13 protein-coding genes, 1 tRNA gene and 1 pseudogene are annotated in these 15,994 nt (G+C 52.3%); 13 read left to right on the plus strand and 2 right to left on the minus strand.

Annotation, left to right across the window (positions count from 1 at the left end; all coding sequences use genetic code 11):
- Positions 1-2: 2 nt before the first annotated feature.
- Positions 3-527 (minus strand): cupredoxin domain-containing protein, encoded by a 525-nt coding sequence (locus GH975_RS06105; RefSeq protein ID WP_153713673.1) that lies wholly within the window; start codon positions 525-527, stop codon positions 3-5.
- A gap of 228 nt (positions 528-755) precedes the next feature.
- On the opposite strand from GH975_RS06105, the gene GH975_RS06110 reads away from it, so the two are divergent.
- From GH975_RS06110 to GH975_RS06165, 13 genes and pseudogenes are all read left to right on the plus strand, one after another.
- On the plus strand, positions 756-1,421 hold the full coding sequence (locus tag GH975_RS06110) for a response regulator transcription factor (RefSeq protein WP_153713674.1): 666 nt from the start codon (positions 756-758) through the stop codon (positions 1,419-1,421).
- Positions 1,408-2,778, plus strand: coding sequence for an ATP-binding protein (locus GH975_RS06115; protein ID WP_153713675.1), 1,371 nt, complete (start codon positions 1,408-1,410; stop codon positions 2,776-2,778). The genes GH975_RS06110 and GH975_RS06115 overlap by 14 nt, the downstream gene beginning before the upstream one ends.
- Positions 2,779-3,074: 296 nt before the next feature.
- A pseudogene (locus GH975_RS12135) lies at positions 3,075-3,270 on the plus strand (IS3 family transposase); the annotation flags it as partial.
- An 834-nt stretch (positions 3,271-4,104) separates the two neighbouring features.
- Positions 4,105-4,545 (plus strand): hypothetical protein, encoded by a 441-nt coding sequence (locus tag GH975_RS06120; protein ID WP_153713676.1) that lies wholly within the window; start codon positions 4,105-4,107, stop codon positions 4,543-4,545.
- Positions 4,546-4,588: 43 nt separating this feature from the next.
- The gene (locus GH975_RS06125; protein WP_153713677.1) at positions 4,589-5,212 is read left to right on the plus strand and encodes a GNAT family N-acetyltransferase; all 624 of its coding nucleotides are present in this window, start codon (positions 4,589-4,591) and stop codon (positions 5,210-5,212) included.
- A gap of 35 nt (positions 5,213-5,247) precedes the next feature.
- Positions 5,248-6,066: a TAXI family TRAP transporter solute-binding subunit gene (locus tag GH975_RS06130; protein ID WP_246164784.1), complete on the plus strand. Its 819-nt coding sequence runs from the start codon at positions 5,248-5,250 to the stop codon at positions 6,064-6,066.
- Positions 6,066-7,853: a type II and III secretion system protein gene (locus GH975_RS06135; protein ID WP_246164785.1), complete on the plus strand. Its 1,788-nt coding sequence runs from the start codon at positions 6,066-6,068 to the stop codon at positions 7,851-7,853. The genes GH975_RS06130 and GH975_RS06135 overlap by 1 nt, the downstream gene beginning before the upstream one ends.
- 49 nt (positions 7,854-7,902) lie before the next feature.
- Positions 7,903-8,694: a pentapeptide repeat-containing protein gene (locus GH975_RS06140; protein ID WP_170272565.1), complete on the plus strand. Its 792-nt coding sequence runs from the start codon at positions 7,903-7,905 to the stop codon at positions 8,692-8,694.
- A gap of 80 nt (positions 8,695-8,774) precedes the next feature.
- Positions 8,775-11,117, plus strand: a complete 2,343-nt coding sequence (locus GH975_RS06145) for an MFS transporter (RefSeq protein ID WP_170272566.1) — start codon at positions 8,775-8,777, stop codon at positions 11,115-11,117.
- Complete coding sequence (locus tag GH975_RS06150; RefSeq protein WP_153713682.1) at positions 11,110-12,132, plus strand: ABC transporter substrate-binding protein; 1,023 nt, start codon at positions 11,110-11,112, stop codon at positions 12,130-12,132. Before GH975_RS06145 ends, GH975_RS06150 begins: the two co-directional genes overlap by 8 nt.
- A 37-nt stretch (positions 12,133-12,169) precedes the next feature.
- Positions 12,170-12,811, plus strand: coding sequence for a response regulator (locus GH975_RS06155; RefSeq protein WP_153713683.1), 642 nt, complete (start codon positions 12,170-12,172; stop codon positions 12,809-12,811).
- Positions 12,812-12,848: 37 nt separating this feature from the next.
- Positions 12,849-14,600 carry a sensor histidine kinase gene (locus tag GH975_RS06160; RefSeq protein WP_170272567.1) on the plus strand — a complete coding sequence of 584 codons (1,752 nt, stop codon included), beginning with the start codon at positions 12,849-12,851 and terminating at the stop codon, positions 14,598-14,600.
- Positions 14,601-15,214: 614 nt separating this feature from the next.
- Positions 15,215-15,297, plus strand: a tRNA-Arg gene (locus GH975_RS06165).
- 245 nt (positions 15,298-15,542) lie between these two features.
- Here GH975_RS06165 and GH975_RS06170 read toward each other — a convergent pair.
- Positions 15,543-15,818: a hypothetical protein gene (locus GH975_RS06170; RefSeq protein WP_153713685.1), complete on the minus strand. Its 276-nt coding sequence runs from the start codon at positions 15,816-15,818 to the stop codon at positions 15,543-15,545.
- Positions 15,819-15,994 lie beyond the last annotated feature (176 nt).

Here is a 15,994-nt window from a genome sequence, read left to right on the forward strand (position 1 = left end):
ACCTAGAATTTGAACGCTCCGTACATGCCTGCTGGGTAGTGGCCTGGTACGTTGCAGGCATATTCGATATTTCCGTCATCTGAGAACTTCCAAATCATCTCAGCAGTTTCTCCAGGGGCGAGTAATGCGCTATTCGGATCGTCATGCTTCATCGTTTGACCGTTACCCATGTCCATTTCCATTAAATCCCGGTTGAGTTTTCCGCCCTGAATAATTCCATGCTGAATCATCATCAGCATCTCTTCCTGATGGCCTTCGTGCATCTCAGGCGTGCCGATATTGAACTCGTGAACCAACATCCCCTTGTTGTTGATGACGAAACGGATGGTTTCACCTTTTTTGACATCGATGTTTTCTGGCTCGTAGTAGTTGTCATACATGTCAATCTGAATCGTCTTTGACACGTCTGATAGTTTTCCCTGTTCTCCAGCTGTTGCTCCATGGCTGCTTCCATGAACCCCGCCTGCGTGACTTGCAGTTGCTATTGCCATTGCGATCGCTGCTGCGAACATTCGGTTCTTCTTCATCGATAATTCTCCGTCTGGTTTTTTTTCGACCAAGCCTTGCCGTGCGAAGAGCACGCAAGCGCTGGTTCGGAAGGGAACTTACTTAGGAACTCTGAATTTTTTCTGAACTTCTAGTCATGTTTTTTTCAGGAAAAAATCAGATTCCACGTGATATGTTTGAAATGTAACAAATCTCAAATTCAGCGCGAGCCGAAGCCTAAACACTGTCGAATGGAGCGGTTGCAACCCTTGAGAATACTACTGGTGGAGGACGACGAGCGCCTAGCAACTATCTTGTGCAAGCAATTTAGTGACGCCGGGTATAGCGTCGATCAGACCGCTCTGGCGAGAGAGGCACAGGCCCTGGGCCGAACAGAAGACTACATGGCAGCTGTTCTTGATTTGGGTTTGCCTGATGGGAACGGCTTAGAAGTCTTGCGAATCTGGCGGGCTGAAAAAATTGCGATGCCTGTTTTGTTATTGACGGCCCGTGGCGAGTGGTACGAAAAGGTTGAAGGGCTCAAAGCCGGTGCAGATGACTACCTCTCAAAACCTTTCCGAATCGAAGAACTATTGGCCAGAGTTAGCGCAATTGTGCGTCGTAACGCTGGACGCACCAAATCGGTGATTAGCGTAGGCAGATTTGAACTCGATGAGGATCAGAGATTGCTAAAGCTGGAGTCAGGTATGGCCTATCGACTGACCGGAACTGAGTTTCGATTATTACGTTGCTTGATGGCTAGTCCTGGGCGCGTTCAATCAAAATCCCACCTAATAGATCAAATGTACAACCTAAGTGAGACACCGACAGAAAATATCATTGAAGCCTACATCGCCCGCTTGCGCAAAATGCTGGGTAAAGATGTCATTTTAACTAGGCGAGCCCAAGGATATCTGTTCAATGATTTGGTATAACCAACAGAGATCCATTCGGTCGATCTTGACGTCCGTTTTATTATTAGTTGGGACGGGGCTTATGGCTGTTGCGTGGGCGGTTCACGGTACATTATTGGATCGAATGACAGAAAGCATCGTCTTAAACCAGCTCAAATCTGAGGTGGACTACCTAAAAAGCAGGTTAATAGCTTCCGGTGGGCTGATGGATGAACTACCGTCAGGCGACTATTTTGAAGAGTTTTTCTATCACTCATTTGCCATCCGGTCGCAAGACAATATGGTTTATTCTTCAGGCTCATTAACCGATGCACTGCTGAGCGTAATCCAAGAGGAAAACGATGGTGTCGTGCGGGCATCTACCACAGCCTCTGAAGCTGGCTCAGCTAACATACTGGCGTATCGCGAGAGTTTTGGTGAGGCAGACGAAAAGTTTGTGGTGGTTGTGGCGCAAGACCTTACAGTTTTGGGTAAGAGTCAACAAGAGCTACACCTGTGGACCGCAATAGTATCAATAACCTTATTGTCTTTATTCATAGGGCTAATTTGGGTAGCAATTAATTTCGCTTTGAGGCCTGTTTTGGGCCTAGAGAAATCGCTAAAAAATCTTCAAGACGGTACCGAGTCTCGATTAAACGAGAGGGTCCCGAGCGAATTTAGAATGCTAGTGCGCCAGTTAAATCAACTACTTGGGTTATTCGAGAAAAAAATGGAAATCTCGAACAATTCTATGGCGAATCTTTCGCATGGGATAAAAACGCCTATTTCGGTTGCCCAGGCTTTACTAGGAAAGGGTGAGCGCGGGCTAACTGCTGAGGATTGCTCCCACATCAGAAGGAGCTTAGAGAGCATCAATTTTCAGCTTGATTCCGAAATGCGTAGAAACAGGTTTTCTGGAATTAAAATCGGGCGTGAAACGCAGGTAATTGAAAAAGCGAGAGACTTGCTATGGATGCTTGGGCAAATTTATCCTACTAAATCCTTTGAATTTAAATCCTCGCTTGATCCTAACACTCGATGGCCTTTGCACGAGCATCAGTTTAACGAAATTGTTGGAAACCTGGTTGACAATGCAGGCAAATGGGGAGCTCATTTTGTCGAACTTTTTTTAGGCAGCATAGATCAAGGGTACGTAATTAGAGTAACTGACGACGGTCCCGGAGTACCAAATGAGCTTATCGACCAACTGGGTAGTCGCGGTCTTCGACTTGACGAACAGATACCTGGGCATGGGTTAGGCCTAGCAATTGTTCGGAGTGCTATAGAGCCTTATGATGGCGAGTTGTCACTCTCGTCGGGTCCAACCGGAGGTTTTTGTGCAACTGTGGTTATAGCTTCCGGAAAGACGATCGCAGAGCAAACAACACGCGGCGATTAACCCGTCAAACCGACCCTAGGGCCCGGCCGGTGCGGGGCTCTGTGGAGTTGCCTTGAGCGCCGTACAGAGATTGCTCGGGCTCGCCAGCAATGATCGATTTGATTCGGTCGGCCTTGTTTTTCACGCGCTGCAAGACGGTGGCGTTACTTTGATTCTCGTGACGGCAGCGTTCAATCGCGGCCTCTGCGGTGGTGTAATCCCCCCCGAAAATTAACGGCACTTTTGAGTAGAGCGTTTTATGATGAAGACATCAAAAGCAATCGGCGAAGAAATCACGGTTCACCGACGGCTTGATCATGGCCATTTTAAAAACAAACCGAGAATGGCGTGCCCGTCGCCGATCTAGCCCGAGAGCATAGCTGTCGAACAGCGATGATTTATCAGCGGCTAACGTTCGGTGGCATAGACGCTTCGCTCATGAAGTGCATGGAAGAGCTTGAGGCCGAGACCGCCCAGCATAAGAAAATGTATGCCGAAGAGCGCATGAAGGCTGGGATCTGCTAGGAAGCTTTTGAGGAAAAGCTTTAAGGCCATCGCCGTGACACGAGATCTGCAAGGCGACTGTCATCAAGCAGGGGTTGTAGATTAGACCGGCTTTTGTCTGTATGCCCATAGGTTGAACTTCTAATGCTCGACCGAGAGCTGTGCTTACTTATCTCACAGGCACCCGCTATATTGTCTATTTGGTCCCTTTTTGAATCGACTTCACAAATCCCTCACTGCGCTCGTTCTACCATCACAAGTAATTGATATATATGAAAAAATCCAAAGAGCACTTTCCTCCTAAGGGGAAGGCCTGTGGTTCGAATCCACATGGGGGCGCCAAAACATCAATCGTTTGTTGTTCGGTTATTACGACTGGAATCGGTCATACATGGGTGACGGCGGAATAACCACTATCGCAGCCGCAGCCGACGAAAAATCTAAAATGGTGTCCGGATTTTGTTGACCACAACATATCGATTGGCGCAATACCCAGATACCACACGAGGCTTTGAACATGAAAACGCCAAAACAGGCATTCGAATTAGCCGCTTAGGTGTGCAGAAACCTGTGGGTCATTACAGGTGTTTAAAACAAACGCTGCCAATTAAATAGGTTGTTTCATCAATGCCCAAGGCTCCGATCGATTATTTTGTCGCCGCTAAGCGCAACGATATTGGCGGGGTAGTTGCTATGATTGCGTCGAAATCGCGCTGTCCGTTACTTCATCGTACTACGGCGTTTCGCTACTCAATTATAAGTATTTCATAGCTCAGAGGCCCTCGTTACTGTGTCTTGAGCAAGCCGACGGGCGGTTTGCGCAGTTAATGTAAAAGGCTTGAGATGAAAAACATCAAACAGACGTTCACAGCAGGCGCAGCTAGCTGCCTGATCGGGATCAGCATGTTACCTATGGATGCCAGCGCACAATCTGGGTCGCGCCTGTGTGGCGCGGCGGTCTACACGCCGACCGGCGCGATAGGGCTGATGGTGGAAATTAAGCAACCCGGGAAAAGTGGAAGAAGTGCGGCAAACAACTTTTGCAACGCGCTGGCCCAAGGCGTCCTGGATGGATTTGCAGACGAGGGTTTGGATGTCTCTGAAAACAATCGGGGCTGGTTTAAACGCTCAGAGTGCGAAGACACTGCAGGCTGGATGTCGGCGGGTGTAAACCGCGCGGACATATGCGACCAAATGTCTCGCACTAGCGTAGGCAATGGAGCCAACCCATATATGGTCATTTACACCAAACGAAATAATACTTTTACGGTTAAAAAGCCCTAGCGCCTCTGCGATTCGCTCTGGTGTGTGAAAACAAGGGGCGAGTGTGTCCCTTTTTTTAACGAACAGTCGGTCATCGGCATACCCTAAAATGGGTATGCCGTTTTTTTTAATCGCATGTCAGCATCACGTAATAACGCGCGGTGTGGTTGTGGGTATGGGTATGGAAACTTCAGGTGAGAGCGATTTGGATTCACGAGCGGTTGAATTTCGACTCGGGACCTTGGCTGATCTGGATCAGTTATTGGTTTTATACGCGCAGTTGATCCCAGAGCAAACGCCGGCGCTGCCTTTGGCGCGTGAGTGTTTAACACGAATTTTAAATGATTCGGGCCACGGTTGGATTGCGGTGGCTGAGTATGAAGGCAAGGTGATTGCGACCTGCCAGGCGGTGATTTACGCCAATATCATTCGCGCCCCTCAGCCGAAAGCTATGATCGATTCGGTCGTGGTAGATGCGGCGCGACGTGGCCAAGGCATTGGGAAAGGGTTGATGCACTGGACCATGCAGGAACTGCGGGCACGCGATTGTGGGCTGGTATTGGTGGCGACGTCATTTAAGCGCCTGGTTGCCCATAAACTTTATGAAGATCTCGGCTTTGCGGCGTTCGGGCATTCCTATTTGATCGACCTGGCCACTGAATCTGCCACGTATCGGCGGCAAGCTTGATGGCGTCGGTTGTTTTGCGATGCGCACTGTGGGTGATGTCGGCATCAGTCTTGGGGGCCTCCGCCCAGGGTAATTATCAGAAGTTTATTGCATTGGGCTCGGGCTCCTCTGTGGGGACCTATTATCAGGTGGCAAACACGCTGTGCCACGCTATTAATGATGAACGATTGGTTCACGGGGTCCGCTGCATCAATCGCAGCACGGGTGGATCGATCTACAACATCAAGGCGTTGCAGGCCGGGCAACTGGATATGGCGATCACGCGCCGTGACTTATTGGACGCGGCCATGGACGCCCAGTCTAGCCGTCCGGATTTGGAGGTGGGCGTTGGGTTGCGTTACCTAAAGTCCCTGTATTCGATGCCGTTGGTCGCGTTTTCCCGGGCAGACAGTGGCATTAATGGTCTGAATGACATCCTTGGTAAACGTGTCAATATTGGGGCCAAGGGGTCGGGTAAACGGTCGGCCGCGTCGGCGATATTCGATGCCCTTGGATGGTCCTCCAGTGATTTTTCTGAATTAACAGAGCTGAGCAGTGCGGCGATGGTTGAGGCGTTTTGTGACGGCACAATCGATGTCTTTTTCGAGGCGCTGGCCAACCCGAATGCGATGTACGCAACGATCATCGATGACTGCAACGGACGCCTGATCGAAATGTCACCCGCCATTATTGATCGAGTTTTAGCCGCCAATTCGGCATTCAAACTTACGCCGATTGCGGCGGGTCTTTATAACCATCACGCCGGCGAATCCAAGGCGATCGGTTTTGAGGCAGTGTTGGCGACGACTGATGCGTTAACCGATGGGACCGTGGACATAATAATGCAATTAGTTTCCCAAGTTGAATCGCCGTGATGGGGTGTCTAGGTATCGAGAACGTTGCGCGCCTCAGCGCATTATTAGCGACGCTATTGGTCGCGGGGTGTGGGTCGGTGGGGACACCGATCACTGGATTCGCTGATGCGACTGACAAACAAAGTTCGCTGTCGGTGACGGCGTCGCGCGCTGCCGAATTAATTTTATCGGACGACCCGGGTTTGGCGTTGGCGCAAACAAATCTGGCCCTGCAGACGAACCCCAATAACTCGTACCTGCACTATTTAAATGCCCTGGCTTACCATGCACAGGCGCGGGCCGGTGATGGCACACGCTACGCGCTGGCGCAAAAAGGCTACTCCCAGGCCGTCCGATTTGATGCCGGTAACACCTTGGCTTTATATGGGTTGGGTGAACTGTACTTTGAACAACGAAAGTTTAGGTTGGCGCGTGATCAATTCAGCGAAGTGCTGTTGTACAACCCTAAGGATCCGGACAGCACCTACGCGTTGGCGGTGTCTGCCTATTTATCGATGGATGTTGAAACTGCGGCCGGTGCGATTCGCCAGCTCGCCATGTTGGAACCGGACAGTCGACGTTTACAGCAGGCGGCTAGCTTAATATTTGCAGCAGCGGGCGAACACCAGTTGGCCCAGCAATTCGTTCAGCAATTGGCCACGGCTCCGCACGCCGACAATATCGCGGCCACCCGGTCACAGGGCCTGGCCGACCGCGTCCGACAACGGGTACTTGATTGGTCAAACTACTATGCCAGCGAAGCAAACATGGTAGCACCGCGATCACAACCGGTGGAGGCTCGGTTCGTCGATGTCGCGCTCGCCGACGCTGAAGAAAATCTGCCAAATGAAGAAATGGTGGTTGTCGATGTCGTGATCATTCGCACAGAAGAAGACGTGACCACCTCAAAAGGAGTCAACATCCTGTCGGGCTTGATGGTCCAGTTGGGTAGTTTCGATACGGATAACGAAAACGCCTACACCTACACCAATATCGACGAAAAAGAACAGGGCAATCGCACGCGGACGATTACGCGGTCGTTGACGGTGCCCTCGATTAACTACTCGCTAAACATCGCCAATGCAGGCAATGCACGTAACGAAATTTTGGCGCGCCCGACATTAATTGCCTATGACGGTAAATCGTCTGAGTTTTTCTCAGGCGTCGAGGTCAACGCGGCCGCAGTGAGTAACTCGTCCTCAGGGGACTCGGTCGAAATTGAAAAAGAAGTCGGTGTTCGTTTAAAACTGGAGCCGGAGATTTTGTCGGACGGGCGAATCCGCTTGGACATTGAAGCTGAGCGGACATTTTTAAAGACACCCAGCTCATCGGTAGAGTTTTCGTTGCGCGTGGAAACATCAAAAACCAACGTATCGGCCAGTGTCATTATGGATTTCGAGGACACCTTAATTCTAAGTGGCATGTCGGAAAAAGAAACTGAACGGACTCGAGACGGTGTTCCTGTTTTACAGGACGTGCCGGGACTGCAGTACTTTTTTTCGCGCGCTACCACCCGTGATTTTCAAAAGTCCGTGCTGATTTTGGTAACGCCACGCCGGCCGCAGTATGTGTATCAAAAAACGCGAGCGGCTGGGAATGCGGAGTCGGATCGTCCGCTGGATGAATTGAAGGCGCGGTATGCGGATTGGTTCAAGCCTTACCCAAACTGGTCCTCCGTGTTTCATCACATGCAGGACAATCAACTTTACCGGCAGTTTCGAACGGGCGACGTGTCACTGGACACCTCAAACGATTATCAACAACTCAGCGGGCGTCTAAGTCAGGCGCTGCAGTTTTTGTATTACTGAGGCGGCTGAGATGCGTTGTCACATATGGGCTCTATCGACGGTTTTGTTGGTGTTGACGCTACAAAATGCTCAGGCCGAGCCGTCGAAATACGTGCGCCAGTTGCTGGGATCGAATGCATGCAGCGAGTGCGATTTGCGGTACGCCGAGTTGACCGGTGCCGAGTTGGCCAATGCTAACTTAGCCGGAGCGTACATGGTGGGTGCGCGACTGGCGCGGGTCGATTTGTCTGGTGCCGATTTGACAAGTGCGCTGCTAATGCAAGCGGACTTGCCGCGAGTTGACCTGACCGGGGCGATCTTGTCTAAGAGCGATGCCGAGGGCGCTAATCTGTATGCGGCAACTTTGTTCAAAGCGGAACTGGCCTTTGCGAATTTGCGCGGTGTGGATTTGACCGAGTCCGAGCTCTCATACGCCAACTTAGCCGCGTCGGATTTTACTGGGGCCATCTTGGATGCGTCGTTTTTGAGCTTTACAAACGCGCGCAATGCAAACTTAACAGGAGCCTCGATGCGCCGCGTTCGGATTGATCGTGCGGTCTTGGATAACGCCCGAATGCAGGCGGTTGATTTAACCGAGGCACGTGCGTTGTCCGTGCGCTTCGTCGGTGCGGACCTTCGTCGCTCGACACTGCGCGATGCGGACCTAAGTTACAGTCATTTTGGCAACGCGGACTTGTCCGCGGCCAATTTGAGTGGCGCCGATTTGACCGGTGCTGATTTCCGAGGAGCCAGTTTACGGGGCGCGGATCTGAGTGGTGCACAAACAGGTAGCGCGTTGTTTGACGGTGCAGATTTGTGCGGCGCAACTATGCCCAACGGGGCTGTGAACCAATGCCTGTAACAGCCTTGTGCAGGCCCGCGCTTTCGATCGCCGGATTTGCCTTGCTGGTCATGTTTGGATCCTTGACGGTAGTTGCGTGGATGAGTTTCGCAAAGTTCGAGACCGTCTATCAACGGGTCTTTGCCGAGCAATACCAGGTGCCGTTGGACGAGATTAGCGCCGCCACCTCCAAACTCACACGTTTGGGGGTGGCCGTGGCAAATACTCAGGAGGTTGCAAATATTTTGCGCTCCGGGTTAGCCATGGCACCAAGTGCTGGCGCCGCCGGTGTTTATAACAGTTTTGGCACGTTGATCGCCGCACAAAATCAGGCGGGCAGCGACGGTACCCATGTCGGTGTGCCGGGTGAGCGGCTGGACGCGGCATTTGTAGCGGCACTGCAGCGCGCAAGTGCGGGTGGGGTTGCCATCGAAACCGACAGCGGAATCGTGCTGGCCGCGACCATGGTGGGCATTGAAGGTGAGGATATCGGCGGTGTTTTTATCGCCATTGATACGGCGACGCTAAGCGGGCCAAAAGAGGCCGCGTGGCATCAGGCCATGAAAATAGCGAGTGTCTTAGGATTAAGCGCCGGGGCACTCCAACTGGTGGTAATTTTGGGCTGGGGTCGTCGTGCATTTGACTTGAGTAACCGCCACACAGTGCCGATCGATCGGCTGAAGCTTCAGCGTAAGGTATTGGGGCTGGTTCTGCTCACCCAATGTGCGGCCTTAGGCGCGCAACTTTATGCGGATCACCAAGTTTTTAAAGCCCAATTGGGGCCGTTGATTACCGCCAAAAGCGACTCGGCCGTCGTTGCGATGGCCAACAAATTTGAGTTGGCCGTGGGTTATGGGGTGCCATTGGCCAAAATTCCCGACGCTGAGGCGACCCTGCAGGCATTGGTGGCGCAGTCCCCCGCGATCGATTTAGCCGAAGTCTCGGTGGGGTCTGTAAGTTTGAGCGCGGGTTCACGGCGGGCTGACGATAGCTACTACCGCAGTGCTCGAGCAATTGGTGAGCCGGGCACTGGGCAGGCCAATGTCTATACCAACCAATCGTTTGCGGCACGCACGTTTAATCACTTGCTATTCGATTTAGGCACATTGGGCGTCGTGTTTTTGTTGGCGTCAGCGGAGGGGTTTGCGTTTTTGAGTTGTATCGCGAGGTCCCAGCGCAATCGCCAAGCCCAAGTTAAGCCTGTTTCGAATTCGCGGGCAGATTCGTTATCGCCGGCAAACGAACCTGCGAAATTGGTTGCGTTTCCGTTGTTTCTGTATGTACTGACCGAAGAATTAACGCGCTCTTTTTTGCCCCGTTATGCAGCCGGTCTTTACGACGGATCGTGGGGCATCTCGGCGGATTTAGCCGCAAGCCTGCCGATATCAGCCTACATGTTGGTGGTTGCAACAGGCACGCTAGCAAGCCTACTTGGGGCGACTGGACGTCATACTCATCATCTGTTTTTGCTCGGAAGTGCGGTGACATTGATCGGCCTTTTGGGTACGGCCGTGACCCAAGATTATACCCAGTTCGTTGGCTTTCGATGCCTGTCTGCCTTGGGTTACGCGTTTGTCACCCTGGCCTTTCAAAACTATATTTCCGAGCTGCCAAAGGGGCCGCAGCGCAAGCGCGCACTTACCGCATTCATTTCAAGCGTAATGTTAGCTGCTATCTGTGGCGTGTCGATGGGGGGCGTTTTGGTCGATCATTTTGGTGAGACTGGTGTGTTCTGGTTGGTGTCTGCCATTATGGTGGTGGCATTTATGTTGGGACGGCGCTTTATATTCCGCCGTCAAACAGCAGATGCTGATGGCGGCAGTGCACTGACGATGCGTGACTTTGGCATGGTGTTTCGCAGCAACGACTTTTTGGTGCACCTAGGCTTAGTGGCGATACCCAGCAAGATGGTGTTGACTGGTTTTTTGTTTTATTGGGTGCCCCTCAGTTTAGGCCCGCTCGCATTGTCGCCCGTGGACATTGCGCGGGTCATGATGATGTATTTTTTGGTCGCGGTCGTGGTGTCCAAACTGAGTGGCATGCTGGCGGATGAGTCGGTTGCCAGCCAGCAACGTTGGATAATTTTGGGTGTGGTTTGCACCGGTGTCGCACCGCTGTTGATGCTGCTTGAATTCAGTGTCATCACGACCACCACCAGTGTAATGCTATTGGCGGCTGGTCAGGCCCTAGCCAATTCCGCGGTCGCTAATCGGATGGCAGATAGCGTTGCAGCTACGCCGTCGGCGCAGGTGCTGGGTTTGTTTCGGGTCTTCGAGCGCAGTGGTAGCGTCATTGGCCCGATTTTAGTGGGGATACTTATTGCAAGCGTCGGGTTCGTCGATGCGGCCGCGGGCATGGGCTTGATCGTATTGATGGCGGGCGTGGGGTTGGTTATCTATTACGTGCTCGCTTGGTTAGGGAGTAAAACGGTGAATCATGCGTAAGCTTGTGTCGTCCTGGATGGCGTTAATGGCGTTGGCATTACCGTTGTCGATTGCGCCGCCCAGTGCGGCTGAGGCTAAGCCCAAGGTTATTTACCTGGTGCTATGGCGCGGTTGGGAAGATGCCAGTGAAGGTTTTAAAGACGGGCTCGATAGTGCCGGTATTGACTACGAATTGATCGTGCGCAACGCCGAAGGTCAAAAAGACCGGTTAGCGGGATTCGTTGCCGAGGCCAAGGCGCTGGACGTGGATTTGGTGGCGACCTGGGGTACCTCGGTAGCCACCGGGATGCTTGGACTGCATGCGGGCGATGCCAATCAGTTAACCGTTGCACCCATTCCGGCGGTATTTATGATTGTGTCCCAGCCGATTGGCAGCGGCTTAGTAGCGGATTTGAGCAGTTCCGGGCGCAACTTTACCGGCTCTTTATATTTGGTGTCCGAGCAAACGCAACTGACGGTACTCAACTCATTTGGCCCAGTTAAACGTTTGGCGGTGGTGTATAACCCACTCGAAGCGAATTCGACTATCAATGTTAAACGCCTGACCCAGCTGGCCAAGGAGCGCCAATTTGAGTTGTTGGCGCGACCCGTGCCGCTGACCGTGGACGGTCAGCCTGACGGTGAACAAATAATCGATACGGTTGAGTCGTTAGCGGCTTTGGGTGTCGACTGGTTTTATCAGGGTCCCGACAGTTTTATGAATAAAAATGGTTCTATCTACGTTACCGCGGCAACAGCCTTTGGGATACCAACGTTTGCGAGTACCGATCGGTTGGTCCACGAGGCGGGTGCGTTGCTAAGTGTTTCGAACAGTTATCGGGCCGCCGGTGTGGTGGCCGCCGGTAAGGCCGCCGCGATACTACGTGATGGTGTGGATCCAGCGGATATTCCGATAACCGGACCTAAAGAGCCCAGCATTGTGATTAATATCGACAGTGCTTTGGCACTCGAAACCTATCCACCGCTGAGTTTATTGGGGTTATCAAAAATCGTCACCGCAGTGCCGCTCGAATGAGACCCAGGTTTAGGTTACCGCACCAGTCGGAATTCTTATGAATATCATGGTGCTAGAAGATGATCGCACCGTGGCGGCGCGCTTTGAACGTATCTTGGGGGAGTGGTCCCAGGCACAAGCGGTGATCAGTTTTCAATCGTTGGGCGATGGCATGGCAGCACTAAAATCAACGTCCGTTGACTTACTGATTGCGGATATTCATCTGCCGGATGGTTCGGGTATTGAAGCCATTCAGTATTTGTCGGATCACCAGCCCGACGCGAAGGCGGTGGTTATTTCCGCGTTATCGGATCGCCGGGTGGTGATCGACGCAATTCGAGCGGGCGCGATTGGTTACCTGTTAAAAGACGATGATGTTGTTGAGATCATTCGTGCTATTGAATCCATTTTGGCCGGAGGATCTCCGATTTCGACCGCGATAGCGCGATACGTAGTCGAAAGCGTTCAAGCAAGAAATGTCACTGTCGGCCCAAACAACAAGGGCACGCTGCTGACCAGCCGTGAGGTAGAGGTGATTACGGCGATTTCTAAAGGTTACACCAATGCAGAGGTTGCAACGATGCTGGCTATTTCGCCGCATACTGTCCCCGTTCACATCCGCAATATTTACCGCAAACTAGACACGCGCAACCGATCCGAGGCAACGTCGGAGGCGCGCCGGCTGGGTATTCTTGAGTAGGCATCTGGCGCGCTCACTGGTTGGTTTGACGGGGCTAGTGGCATTGTTTATTTTCGGTTGTGCGACCTTGCTTCGCGGGCCGGCCCCGTCGTTTCGTTATGACACCGCTGTTTGGACCGGCAGCGACCAGACAGTTGAGTTGCCTATGATGTGGTCGGCTGACGCAACTAGGATGTACCGGCGGACGTTTAACATCGACACTGAGTTGGCCCGCGACTCAACGATTTACATCCCGTATTTCGCCCGTTATTTGTCGATTCATCTCAATGACGAGATGGTTCATTTTAACCGGCCAATGGTGCGCTGGCATGGCCGCATGTCGTTTGGCTCGGTGCTGCTTGAATTGCCAAGTAATTTGCGTGTAGACGGTATTAATCGACTGCGAATTTCGGTCGCGAGTGAATCGCTGACCCCGGGCACGTTGTCGCCGATTTACATAGGACCACCGGGAACCTTTGATCGCTTCTTTCAAGTCCGTCGATTTTTATCGGTTGATTTAAAACGCATCACGTTCGGCGCACAGCTGTTGCTGGGCATCGTGTGTTTGGGGATTGCGTTGGTGCGCCGCTCCGAAAAGTCTTTTGCCTGGCTGGGATTTTTTTTGGTGGCGTCCAGCGGCACCTTTGTTGGGGCCTTAAGTACCACGTTTCCGGCCCTGGAAGGGCTGTGGCCGATGATGTTTTTATTGGCCACAGGTGGGTCGCTGGCAACGGTAGGCTTTTCTTATGCGTTCATCGGTCGCGCGCCACCGCGAGCCCTGTTGCCGATGGCTTTTCTGGTGCCAACGACATTGATCGTTTTGGTCTGGTGGGCGGGGTTGGATGTTCGGATTGCCGGTCTATTTATTGCAATTCCCGTTCATGTGTTCAGCATCGCGGTGTTTGTAACTGTCTTGCTGGGTGATAATGCATCGAAATATCCCAAGGCTTCGCGCGCGATTGGGTACGGCGGGGCGCTGTTGTTGCTGACGATGATTCACGATGTCGGCCTCAACCTGGGCTTGGTTGACTCGGGGTTATTCTTGGCCCAGTCCTTGCGAATACCACTTTTCGTTGCCATTGGTGCTTACCTGACCATGCGGTTGGTTAAATCATTGGAGGCCGGCGATCGGGCTGCCGAGGTTCTGCGCCGTAAATTGGCGGGTCGGGAGGCCGAATTGCGAGGCGTATTGGACACCGAAAAGCGGCTGGTCAAGCAGCTGGCCACTCAACATGAGCGCGAGCGCATCACTACCGATCTTCATGACGGGGTGGCGGGACACCTGTCGACTATTGTCGCGCTGTCCGAGGATCCGGCGGCCGACGGCGACGAGATTAAACGTGTGGCGCGTTACGCCCTGACCGACCTGCATATCATCATCCATGCGCTGGATTTACACACCGGTAATTTGCTGTCGGCACTGGCGGTTTTGCGAGAGCGAACACTCAACCCGCTCATTAACTTGGGGATCGAGGTTGAATGGTCGATGCTTAATTTGCCGCCGGATTTGGTGTTAGCGCCCGAGAAAGTCCTATCGGTTGCACGGATTATTCAAGAGTCTGTGACCAATGCTGTGAAACACGGTAATGCCCAAAAAATTAGTGTTATGGGCTCGACTTTAGCGAACGGTGGGGTGAAATTGACCGTCGAAAACTCCGGCGGGACGCTACTGTCAAGCGGTGCGCTAACGCCGAACAATGGTTTGCGTAACATGCGATTGCGTGCGCGTGAGCTGGGCGCCGAATTCACGCTTGTGCCGACGCCGACCGGGGCCTGTATGACCCTTAGTCTTGCCTTGGGCGAACAATAAATCGCACGCCCTGAAATGTTTGTTCGCCAAAAAAAAATAATACGTACTTAGCACCCAGTCCTATGAAAATTTACTAAAGCGTATTGTTTTACGTTAATCGCCCGTGCCATATTAATTTTAATTGGTATACCGAGATCGAGGTAATCAATCGTAGAACGTATAGTCAGCAACTCAGGCATCGACAGCGCGGTTTTCCATCAACTCAATCGGGGTTTGGTCAAACACCTGTTGCCATAGTTCGCGCCAAATGCGGTTGTCATGATTGCCAAGCACCGACTACACCGGCGCACGGTCGGCCAAAGCTGCCAGCTCGCCTGCGATAGCGGCGTGTTGGGTGTTCATGTCGCTGGAATGGCCGATGTAGTGTAGTGGTTCATCGAATTCGGACACTCAACTAGGTGGTAATCTGCGACCAAGCAAGGAATGTTCTAATGAAAAAGCGGCGTTCGTTTAGTCGAGCGTTCAAACGCGAAGCGGTGTCCATGGTTTTGGATCAGGGGTTCAGTGCCGGCGATGCCAAACCTCGCATAGTCTTAGAAGAGCCACGTTGCAGTTCAAATTCCGGGATGATCGGCATGCACAAATGCTACACGCCGCAGAATTCTAGGGCTGAAGCCATTGATCTAAAATGTAAAAAAATCAGATCACTTTCCTCCTAAGGGGAAGGCCTGTGGTTCGAATCCACATGGGGGCGCCAAGACATCAACAATTATCTGTTCGGCTACTACAACTGGAAACGACCACACACTGCCAACGACGGAAACGCACCTGCGTTGGCCAAATAAAAACCTAAAATGGTATCCGGAATTTGTTGACCACTACACTTTTACATTGGCGGTGACACCGTAAGGCCGTTGAATTTTTCCTTACTGTTGGGATTAGGTTTTTCTGGACGGAAGGGCCTCCCTTTTCAGACTCGCGCTTAAATCGAAACTTGGAGGTTTATTCCAAGGTGCCGCGAATTTGTTGGGCGACATGCCAGTATGATCGCGATCGACCGAACGCACTTCGCCCGGTTTGCCAGTCATCTTCATCGGTCATATCGAAGGGGTGGGTATCGAGTGCTTTTGGCCAGTTTTCACTTGGGATTCGTAGGTGGTCGCGCCAGCCGTCCGGATGTTGATTCCACCACGCCAATCGGCCTTCGTGACGCTTTACGCCACCTTTGTCCTTAAAGCTGATGCCGTCTGGGAGTCGACGCTCGACGCCTTTGCACAAGCTCTCGATTGCTTGATAAAGATTGCTTCCCCTCCGAGCGGCATCGGTCCAACCGGTTGCTGGAATATGAAAACCTCCTTGCCGCTTTTCGAGTGATGCGAGAGCGGACCGGCTAACCCTACACCGGTGTTGATGCCGATCGCTCTTCAGGCCGGACTTGTCCCGGTTCACCTTCG

The organism is Litorivicinus lipolyticus, assembly GCF_009650135.1.
GTDB classification, from domain to species: domain Bacteria; phylum Pseudomonadota; class Gammaproteobacteria; order Pseudomonadales; family Litorivicinaceae; genus Litorivicinus; species Litorivicinus lipolyticus.

Bases quoted from the DNA above. Each gene is read 5' to 3' on its own strand.
- GH975_RS06130 (WP_246164784.1), top strand. From the start codon at position 5,248: ATGTCGGCATCAGTCTTGGGGGCCTCCGCCCAGGGTAATTATCAGAAG.
- GH975_RS06155 (WP_153713683.1), top strand. From the start codon at position 12,170: ATGAATATCATGGTGCTAGAAGATGATCGCACCGTGGCGGCGCGCTTT.
- GH975_RS06115 (WP_153713675.1), top strand. From the start codon at position 1,408: ATGATTTGGTATAACCAACAGAGATCCATTCGGTCGATCTTGACGTCC.
- GH975_RS06145 (WP_170272566.1), top strand. From the start codon at position 8,775: ATGAGTTTCGCAAAGTTCGAGACCGTCTATCAACGGGTCTTTGCCGAG.
- GH975_RS06150 (WP_153713682.1), top strand. From the start codon at position 11,110: ATGCGTAAGCTTGTGTCGTCCTGGATGGCGTTAATGGCGTTGGCATTA.
- GH975_RS06135 (WP_246164785.1), top strand. From the start codon at position 6,066: ATGGGGTGTCTAGGTATCGAGAACGTTGCGCGCCTCAGCGCATTATTA.
- GH975_RS06105 (WP_153713673.1), bottom strand. From the start codon at position 527: ATGAAGAAGAACCGAATGTTCGCAGCAGCGATCGCAATGGCAATAGCA.
- GH975_RS06120 (WP_153713676.1), top strand. From the start codon at position 4,105: ATGAAAAACATCAAACAGACGTTCACAGCAGGCGCAGCTAGCTGCCTG.